A 7,968-nucleotide genomic window follows, 5' to 3' on the forward strand; every position below is an offset into this window, starting at 1 on the left:
CTCGGATCGATATAAGTATTTGCGCCGATCCAGATCCCTGGGCTAGTTTCGGGAAATGGCCAATCGAGCTTGACTTTGCCGCGCAGCGCATCGTATTGAGCTTCGCGATAGGTGTCGAGTTGACCGATGTCGCACCAGTAGCCTTTGGCAACGTAGCCGTACATGGGGACATCGTGCGCTAGCAGTTGCGGGAATAAATCTTGGGAAAAGTCGGCTTCGGTATCGGGATGGAGATAGTCCAAGACTTCGGGTTCGAGGATATAGATACCCGTATTGACAGCATCAGAAAATACTTCACTCGCTGAAGGCTTTTCCAAAAAGCGGCGCACGCGTTTATCTTCATCGATAATTACTACCCCAAAATCTACCGGATAGGGAATTTGAGTGAGAATAATCGTCGCTTTGGCACCTTTTTGGCGGTGAAATTCGATCGCGCCAGTTAGATCGATATCAGTGAGACTATCGCCACTAATTACCAAAAATGTCCCGCCCAAAATTTCTTCGACATTTTTGACGCAACCAGCCGTACCGAGGGCGCGTTCTGCCTCGATCGCATAGTGAATTTTGACACCAAAGTCACTCCCATCTCCAAAATAATTCTGAATTACCTCGGGGAGATAATGCAAGGTAATGATAATTTCGGTAATCTGATGGCGTCTGAGCAAATTGATAATATGCTCGGCGATCGGTCGATCGATCGCTGGTACCATCGGTTTGGGAAGTTCGCAGGTTAAGGGTCTCAACCGCGTCCCGGAACCTCCAGCCATCAATACTGCGCGCAGTTGCATATCTTTGTGTTCTAGGGGGTAGTCGCCCAATATATCTTAATTGTCAGTTGATTCTTAACGGCTGGAGCAGGGCGATCGCATAGGTTAATATATCTACCCCAATCGATAATTAGAGAATCGGGCTAAAATAGATTGTAGATTGTCATATTAAGGCAATTTCGCTGCCGATTCTGTAACAATCATCATTAATCAAGATTTAGGCAAGACTTATGCAATTCGTTGTCGTCGGATTGGTTGGGGCATACGGATATGGTGTTTGGAGATTTTCGCGCAATTTCAACCGCACCAACTATCAACGTACGCTGCCGACTAAGATTGTCTTGGCTTTACTATGGCCAGTTTGCTATGTTGTCAATGCTTCCTATCGTCAGAATTTTAATCGTGCCCTTAAAGGTGGCGATTAATTGAGAATTGAGAATTGAGAATTGAGAATTGCGGCTCTCGCACGCCTGCGCTCGTCACGGAAGTGTGACATGGTAAACGTCGCGCATAGTCCTATAGTGGATCGTAATTAACAAGGAGCAGGGGTTTAAATCCCCATCCTAACAACCCAATTCTCAATTCTCAATTCTCAATTAATTTAATATCGCCACCCTCATGATTCCTGTAGCCGCAGCCGAACGGATTATTCTCGATTTAGTCCGTCCTACCAGTAACACCGAAACGATCGATCTGACGCTGGCAACCGGGAGAATTTTAGCAGAATCGATCGCCAGTAGATTGGATTTTCCCCATTGGGATAACTCGGCGATGGATGGCTATGCCGTCAAATTTGCCGATGTGCGATCGAGTACGCCCAAGCATCCGATTACGCTGGAAGTCGTCGAGGAAATTCCGGCGGGATATCAGCCGCAGCAGGAGATCCAATCGGGAACAGCCGCCCGGATCTTTACAGGCGCGATCGTCCCTGCGGGTGCGGATACGATCGTTATGCAGGAGCATACCCAACGCGTTCAGAAAAACTTTGTCAAAATTCAAATCGCCCCGACAGCGCGATCGTTCGTGCGCCAGCGGGGGGAATACGCCCGGATTGGCGATCCGCTGCTGGCGGCGGGGACAGTCTTAAATCCGCCCGAAATCGCGATTTTGGCAGCGACGGGATGCGATCGAGTTGAGGTATATCAGCGTCCGCGCGTGGCAATCCTGTCTACTGGTGATGAATTGGTGACGCCCAGCGAAACACTCAAACCGGGGCAAATTGTCGATTCTAATCAATATGCGATCGCCGCCTTCGTTACTCAGGTTGGGGGTATCCCGATCTGCCTGGGAATCGTCCCCGACGATCGGGCAAAATTGACCGCTGCGATGTCTGAAGCGATTGCAACTGCGGATTTTGTCCTCTCGACTGGTGGCGTCTCTGTGGGCGATTATGACTATGTAGAGGCGATCTTAGGAGAGCTAGGTGGGGATATTTGCGTCCGGGCGGTGGCGATTAAACCGGGCAAACCTTTGACAGTTGCTAAATTCGTGTGGGAAAGTCGCCCGGTGGTTTATTTCGGACTACCGGGAAATCCCGTTTCGGCTCTAGTTGGCTGCTGGCGCTTTGTCAAACTGGCGATCGCCAAATTTTCGGGTTTACCTGAGTCTGAGTACCAACCAGCCTGGATCGAGGCGATCGCCACTCAAGATCTGAGTGCTGATGGTAAGCGCGAAACCTATCTTTGGGGCAAGTTGGCACTCAGCGATGGACGATATCAGTTTAGTCTGGCTGGTGGCACTCAAAGTTCGGCAAATCTAATTAATCTTGCAGGTACCAATGCGCTGGCAACGATCCCTGTAGACACGAGTGCGATCGCGGCTGGCGCTACAGTCCGAGTGTTGTTGCTGTAGCTTGCCGCTGGCGGTCTTGAGAGGATGTTTGGAAAGTCTAATTGCTTCGCTTGCAGTGGGTAAATCCCCCTGTCTTGTCGTTGTCTTGACGCATCGAACGGGAGGGAACCTTCCGTTCGATGCGTCGTTTTTTTATTCGGGGGGAACCCTAGACATAAAAACGCCGCTAAATCCCCCTTTCCCAGGGGGACTTTAAAAGCCCCCTGGGAAAGGGGGTTGGGGGATTCATATCTAGAAACGAAGCCCATCCGACTTGTGGGAGGCTAGGGGGTATTTTATAGGGTTTATGCTCAACAGGATTGAGTTTTAAACATTCTCTAAGAGCGATCTTTAATGCGAATCGGTACTAGCCGCGCGGCTAGCTGACGTTGTGCTTCGCGGTGGTTGTGGACTAAGATTGCCAGTAGGAACGAACAAGGCAATCCGAAATACAGCACAGCCACTAAAACATCAGAGAATTGTGTCAGTTGCTGGCTCGCGATCGAGACTGAAGTCGAGCTGTCTGTCTGGGTGACGGTGGCAGGTTGGAATGGGGATTGGGTTGCCGTTGGCATCGCGACAGCAGATGAAGCGATTGCACCACTAGCTAGCATAATGCCAAACCAAACAGGAGTCAGGTGTTTCATGATTGTGGAGAAGATGCAGGAGAAGAAATTCTGTGTTTAACAATATCATCTTAGTGGCTAGATGTAAGCCCATCTAAATATTACTAAAACTTATTATTAGTTCAGCAACGCCGTAATTCTAATCGATACAGGTGAGAACTCCTTCCTGGGTACCGCCGCTCATCGGACGCACCACGATCGTCGGTTTCAGTCCGGGATAACAGCGTACCAAAACTCGATCGCCGCTGCGGGTGAGATACAGCACATTAATCGGTTTACCATTGAGCTTGGATACAACTAGACTCGGTGGCGCTGGAGCGGTTGCAATTACTGGGATCGAAATCCCCACAACTAGTAGTGTCGTGCCGATAAGCGATCGCCACCGAGCTAGAAAATTTGTAAGCATCATCTCTACCCTATATCTGGGAGTTAATTTCGTACTGCTCTTAATTAATCCAAGTTGCTAGCTATAACCTCAGCGGTTAGAAACCGCTGCTCATAGTGCAAAGTCCGCCTACGCGGACTAACAAACTAGTCCGCGTAGCGACGCGCGCTCCTCGGGTTTCCCTAGGTTTTAGCGCGTCAAGACAGCGGCGTTTTTTTGTTTAGGGTTCCCCCCGTCTTGGCGTTTTTTATGCGGGGGTTCCCCCCGCATAAAACGCCGCCGAATAAGAAAACGACAAGACAGGCGGCCTTTGCAACACTAGCCACGATTTGCGGCTCGCGCTCCTCGGGTTTCCCGAGGGTTTAGCGAGACAAGACACAATCGTAGGCATCTAGATCGATAGCAACTTGGATTAGTTAACATTTTAGCGCTCGGCACCATTCATTGCGGCAAGTTGCTTGGTAATACTGACTGCATAATTGTCAGTCATCCCCGAGATAAAATCGATCGCGTGCATATAAGCATGATGCAAAGACCACTCTTGTTTTGGTTGATGGCTGCCCATTAAATTCAGGATTTGCCGAGATTTCTTGCTCACCATATCCCCATCTTGAGTGCTGTATAAATCATATGTGGCAGTAATAAAGGCATCGAGTAAAATATCGATCGTGGCATGAGAACCAACTTCGATTTCGAGCTTGCGCGGTCGATCGAAAATTTGAGATTTAGCCATATTTTTGGCAGTATAAATACATTCCTTAATGCGACCCCCACACGCACCAATCAGATCGTCATACTCGAAATTTCCGGTTAAAAGATTGTCTTGTTGCTGCATGAAAGTATCGACAACTCCCTCAATGAGAATATTCATTGCTTTACCTCGGGCGATCGCGATCGTCCGCCTGAGTAATTCCGTGCCCGTACAACTTGCATGTAATGGTGGAATCGTCTTAAAGTCAAAGATAATTTCGAGAATATCGATCGCTTCATCATAAGTAATATAACCCATCTCGATCCCATCTTCGAGGTCGATTAGCGCGTAACAAATATCATCGGCTGCTTCCATTAAATATGCCAATGGATGGCGACACCAAGCCGTTGTCGATCGCTGAATCAAGCCGAGTTCGCTAGCTATTTCGGTCAGACTTTCGCGTTCGGTGAGATTGCAGCCATATTTCTTTTTACCACTTTTGTCGATAAAATCTGATGTCCACGGATATTTTAAAAAGGTGCCTAATGTAGCATAAGTCAGCCGCATTCCGCCTTCAAATAAATAATATTCCAGCTTGGTAATTACTCGCAATCCTTGCGCGTTGCCTTCAAAATATTGAAACTCATGTAACTCGGCAGCGGTTAAATCTTGGAGAATTTCTCGCTGGGTATTCGCTCTAAACCAATTGCGAATCGCTTCCTCGCCAGAATGTCCGAACGGTGGATTCCCAATATCATGAGCCAGACAAGCTGCTTGGACGATATCGCCAACATCAGATGGCTCGATCCCGATCGATCTTAATTCTGGTGCTAATCTTTGCCCGACTTTTGTACCCAAACTTCTCCCCACCGATGAAACCTCTAAACTATGAGATAAGCGGGTGTGAATGTTATCATTTTCGGGGAGGGGATGGACTTGAGTTTTATGGTTGAGCCGCCGAAACGCACTAGAAAAAATAATCCGATCGATATCTTTTTGAAAATGACTGCGCCCGACTTCATGTTGTTCTGGCTGAATTACACCATCTCTTTTACGAGAAAAAAGCTGTGCCCATTGCATTCGCTCCATTATTCAAAGTCACCTTGCTGATGGATTTTGTTAGTGCATCTGAGTAAAAGCATCGCTATTTTTTACTTTAACTTGCGATTGATAGTACATTCGGTTACGAACGAGCGACGGATCTCTATCATAACAATTACAGCTAGATTATTTCCACTAATCTTCCCACCGCTCGGCAAAAGCTTGTTTGAGTTCAGCTAAATAAGCATTAGTTCTAATCTTCACCATCCAGATATCTGCTCCACCAGTGCCACTTTTAACGATCGGGTGGAGTTGCATCAGGATAAAAAGTGACGATCGCGTTATCTTCTTTGACGAGTACGGCTGTATAAGTATGTCCTGAATCTGCATCGACAACCGGAAAAGTGTAGACGGATCTCTGGCGAGTGGTCTTTTTGAATGCGACGGTAGCGGCAATTAATAGTTCTATCGCGTCGGTTACTAACGCATAACCATTGCGCCGATCGTAGATAACTCGATCGCCATATTTCACCAAGACACCGAGGGTATAAACTACCCCGGCGATCGCTTCTTCTTGGTGCTGATTATCGGGTAATTTTCCTGCTAAGCCTTGCTCTTGCAACTGCAAATATCTCCCGACATAGTGCATCCCCTTCAGTTTGCCATCATGAATATTTCCACAAAATATATGCTCGAAACCATGACGATCGAACCAGATTTTAGTTAAGTCTGCGAGAAATTCGGCAGCGGTATTTCGACCGGGAAAAATCTCACCTTTGACTGCGGTTTTAATCCGCTCTAGTACCTGCGGATGTGCGGTAAGTAACGCTTGAAAATCCTCTACACGGGCGCGATTTCCCAGATTACCGCAAACTTGCAAGACATCGCGATCGAAAGGCGATAAATCCGGTGGTAGCGGTGTCATATCGACAGTTCCGCCTTGGGAAAGCTGCGGAAATTCGGGATTATCGAGCCGATCGAAAAATGGGGGTAAGTTTTTTTTGCGGAGTCTAGGTTTTTCCATCGATCTCGATCGATTCGTTTGCGAAACATCTCTACCAAATCGACTCGAACCAAGCTCTAAAATCGATCGTCATTTCAGTATAGTTCCTCACGGTAGATATTCAACTTTCGCCTCGCCACCACGCTAACGGATCGATCGAGGATGAGTAAGGCGGCCAACAATAGATGCTACGATCGTCTGGCGAAAATGATGGCTGTGCAAAACCCAAGCCCAAGCATAAATGACTCAGTACCTGGGTATATTGGCGATCGTGTCCCGGATAGCCCAGATGGGCGTGAGCATACTCATGAGCCACTAGCGCCAACCAATCCGGCGGCGCAACTCGTCCGACATCGACCAAAATGGCGATCGGGTTAGCATTGATATTACAAAAGCCATCTAACTGCACTGATGCCGCAAATGGCACGGCGAAGATCTGGATCGATCGCCGATCGCCTGGATTGAAACACTCATGACAGGCATTAAGATGGAGTTGGAGCGATCGATTGACAGTCTCAATTTGCTTGCCAATCCAGTTGCAAATCGAGACTCGATCGCGCAGATTGCTCTTGACATCTACCATCTGCGGATCGGGTAGAATTGATTGCACTCGTTCTAGGTATGCTACCCCAAGCTGATACGCTTGGGTTTGTTCGCTGGCGATCGTCAATCTACCAACCCAACGGCGAAACCAGCAACTGAGGATCGATTTGCTCGGCAACCTTATCCCCGGTTTCCTCTGGCAATACCCGAGTTTCCGTGCAGAATGTCGCCGTACTAAACCCACCCATTCGCTTGACAGTGCTACTGCGAACGCGAACATTGGGACTAGGGAACCAGAACCGTTCGACCGAACTCATGATGTCATATTCAGTCACCAGCACCAAACCACCATCGTCGTCCATGTGGTAATGTCCGGCGACCGAAACGATCTCAGCATACCCGCGATCGCGCAACAATTGACCGCTATGAGGCTTGTCCGCATCGGGAACGAGCGCAAATACCGTCTTACCTTCATGGTTTTCACCCTCTTGATCCCAACCCATCGAAGCCGCCCAAGTCACGCAACAGCCACCGACAGCCAAGCTGGGATCGACTTGATGCGATTCACACAGCGCAATAATTTCGGGATCTTCAGCCGCTAACGCCTTGACTTCAATCTCCGATTCGCCCATTTCCGATCGTCTAAATGCCAAGTGATGCGTAGTCCGTTTCGATCGCCATCTACCAGCACTATGCTGAAAAAACTCCATTACGTCCATCATGGGCGGATTCTTCTTATTAACTCAGTCTTAATTTTAGCAAGTTTAGAGATGGGAGATGGGAGATGGGAGTTCGGAAATTGAATCAAGTTGTTGCACCGTCGGTGCAGTTCCCCTTTCATCCCTTCTCCACTTCCCTCTATCTGCTTTATCCCATCCATCTCTCATCTCTCTCCCATCTCCCATCTCCCCACTCCCAACTATTTACGTGACCTAGTGGTAAAGTTTTGTTAAAATACAGATTGGGATATCCGCTCTCATCTCACTACTCCTGGAGAAAATTAATTTCATGCTGCGACTGGAACATATCTGCAAGATTTATCCCACAGGTGAAGTCCTCAAGGACATTAATTGGGAAGTTAA

The 7,968-nt window shown here is 48.1% G+C and carries 10 protein-coding genes; 2 read left to right on the top strand and 8 right to left on the bottom strand.

The annotated features are described in order from the left end of the window. On the bottom strand, positions 1-782 hold a 782-nt coding region (locus RMO52_RS02600), incomplete at its 3' end, for a nucleotidyltransferase family protein (RefSeq protein WP_310410633.1). Positions 783-997: 215 nt separating this feature from the next. On the opposite strand from RMO52_RS02600, the gene RMO52_RS02605 reads away from it, so the two are divergent. Both RMO52_RS02605 and glp read left to right on the top strand, forming a co-directional pair. Beyond that, positions 998-1,192, top strand: coding sequence for a hypothetical protein (locus RMO52_RS02605; RefSeq protein ID WP_309745056.1), 195 nt, complete (start codon positions 998-1,000; stop codon positions 1,190-1,192). Positions 1,193-1,385: 193 nt separating this feature from the next. Continuing rightward, entirely contained in the window at positions 1,386-2,618 is a 1,233-nt protein-coding gene (glp, locus tag RMO52_RS02610; protein ID WP_310410622.1) for a gephyrin-like molybdotransferase Glp, read from the top strand. A gap of 317 nt (positions 2,619-2,935) precedes the next feature. Here the strand turns inward: glp and RMO52_RS02615 are convergent, their stop codons facing one another. From RMO52_RS02615 to RMO52_RS02645, 7 genes are all read right to left on the bottom strand, one after another. After that, positions 2,936-3,244, bottom strand: coding sequence for a hypothetical protein (locus RMO52_RS02615; RefSeq protein ID WP_310410623.1), 309 nt, complete (start codon positions 3,242-3,244; stop codon positions 2,936-2,938). A gap of 118 nt (positions 3,245-3,362) precedes the next feature. Beyond that, the gene (locus RMO52_RS02620) at positions 3,363-3,632 is read right to left on the bottom strand and encodes a hypothetical protein (RefSeq protein ID WP_310410625.1); all 270 of its coding nucleotides are present in this window, start codon (positions 3,630-3,632) and stop codon (positions 3,363-3,365) included. A 400-nt stretch (positions 3,633-4,032) separates the two neighbouring features. Continuing rightward, positions 4,033-5,379, bottom strand: coding sequence for a deoxyguanosinetriphosphate triphosphohydrolase (locus RMO52_RS02625; RefSeq protein WP_310410627.1), 1,347 nt, complete (start codon positions 5,377-5,379; stop codon positions 4,033-4,035). Between the two features lie 156 nt (positions 5,380-5,535). Then, entirely contained in the window at positions 5,536-5,658 is a 123-nt protein-coding gene (locus RMO52_RS02630) for a hypothetical protein (protein ID WP_309744792.1), read from the bottom strand. Continuing rightward, positions 5,636-6,364: an EndoU domain-containing protein gene (locus RMO52_RS02635; RefSeq protein ID WP_310410629.1), complete on the bottom strand. Its 729-nt coding sequence runs from the start codon at positions 6,362-6,364 to the stop codon at positions 5,636-5,638. The genes RMO52_RS02630 and RMO52_RS02635 overlap by 23 nt, the downstream gene beginning before the upstream one ends. Positions 6,365-6,464: 100 nt before the next feature. Beyond that, positions 6,465-7,064, bottom strand: coding sequence for a hypothetical protein (locus RMO52_RS02640; RefSeq protein WP_310410631.1), 600 nt, complete (start codon positions 7,062-7,064; stop codon positions 6,465-6,467). After that, a complete protein-coding gene (locus tag RMO52_RS02645) occupies positions 7,015-7,605 on the bottom strand; it encodes a phycobiliprotein lyase (RefSeq protein WP_310410635.1) in 591 nt (196 codons plus the stop codon). Before RMO52_RS02645 ends, RMO52_RS02640 begins: the two co-directional genes overlap by 50 nt. Between the last annotated feature and the right edge of the window lie 363 nt (positions 7,606-7,968).

Source organism: Chamaesiphon sp. OTE_8_metabat_110, from assembly GCF_031382685.1.
GTDB lineage: Bacteria > Cyanobacteriota > Cyanobacteriia > Cyanobacteriales > Chamaesiphonaceae > Chamaesiphon.

What these genes read in the sequence shown, in the direction of transcription:
- RMO52_RS02625 (WP_310410627.1), bottom strand. Translation starts at nt 5,379, where the DNA reads ATGCAATGGGCACAGCTTTTTTCTCGTAAAAGAGATGGTGTAATTCAG.
- RMO52_RS02630 (WP_309744792.1), bottom strand. Translation starts at nt 5,658, where the DNA reads ATGCAACTCCACCCGATCGTTAAAAGTGGCACTGGTGGAGCAGATATC.
- RMO52_RS02620 (WP_310410625.1), bottom strand. Translation starts at nt 3,632, where the DNA reads ATGATGCTTACAAATTTTCTAGCTCGGTGGCGATCGCTTATCGGCACG.
- RMO52_RS02645 (WP_310410635.1), bottom strand. Translation starts at nt 7,605, where the DNA reads ATGGACGTAATGGAGTTTTTTCAGCATAGTGCTGGTAGATGGCGATCG.
- RMO52_RS02635 (WP_310410629.1), bottom strand. Translation starts at nt 6,364, where the DNA reads ATGGAAAAACCTAGACTCCGCAAAAAAAACTTACCCCCATTTTTCGAT.
- RMO52_RS02615 (WP_310410623.1), bottom strand. Translation starts at nt 3,244, where the DNA reads ATGAAACACCTGACTCCTGTTTGGTTTGGCATTATGCTAGCTAGTGGT.
- glp (WP_310410622.1), top strand. Translation starts at nt 1,386, where the DNA reads ATGATTCCTGTAGCCGCAGCCGAACGGATTATTCTCGATTTAGTCCGT.
- RMO52_RS02605 (WP_309745056.1), top strand. Translation starts at nt 998, where the DNA reads ATGCAATTCGTTGTCGTCGGATTGGTTGGGGCATACGGATATGGTGTT.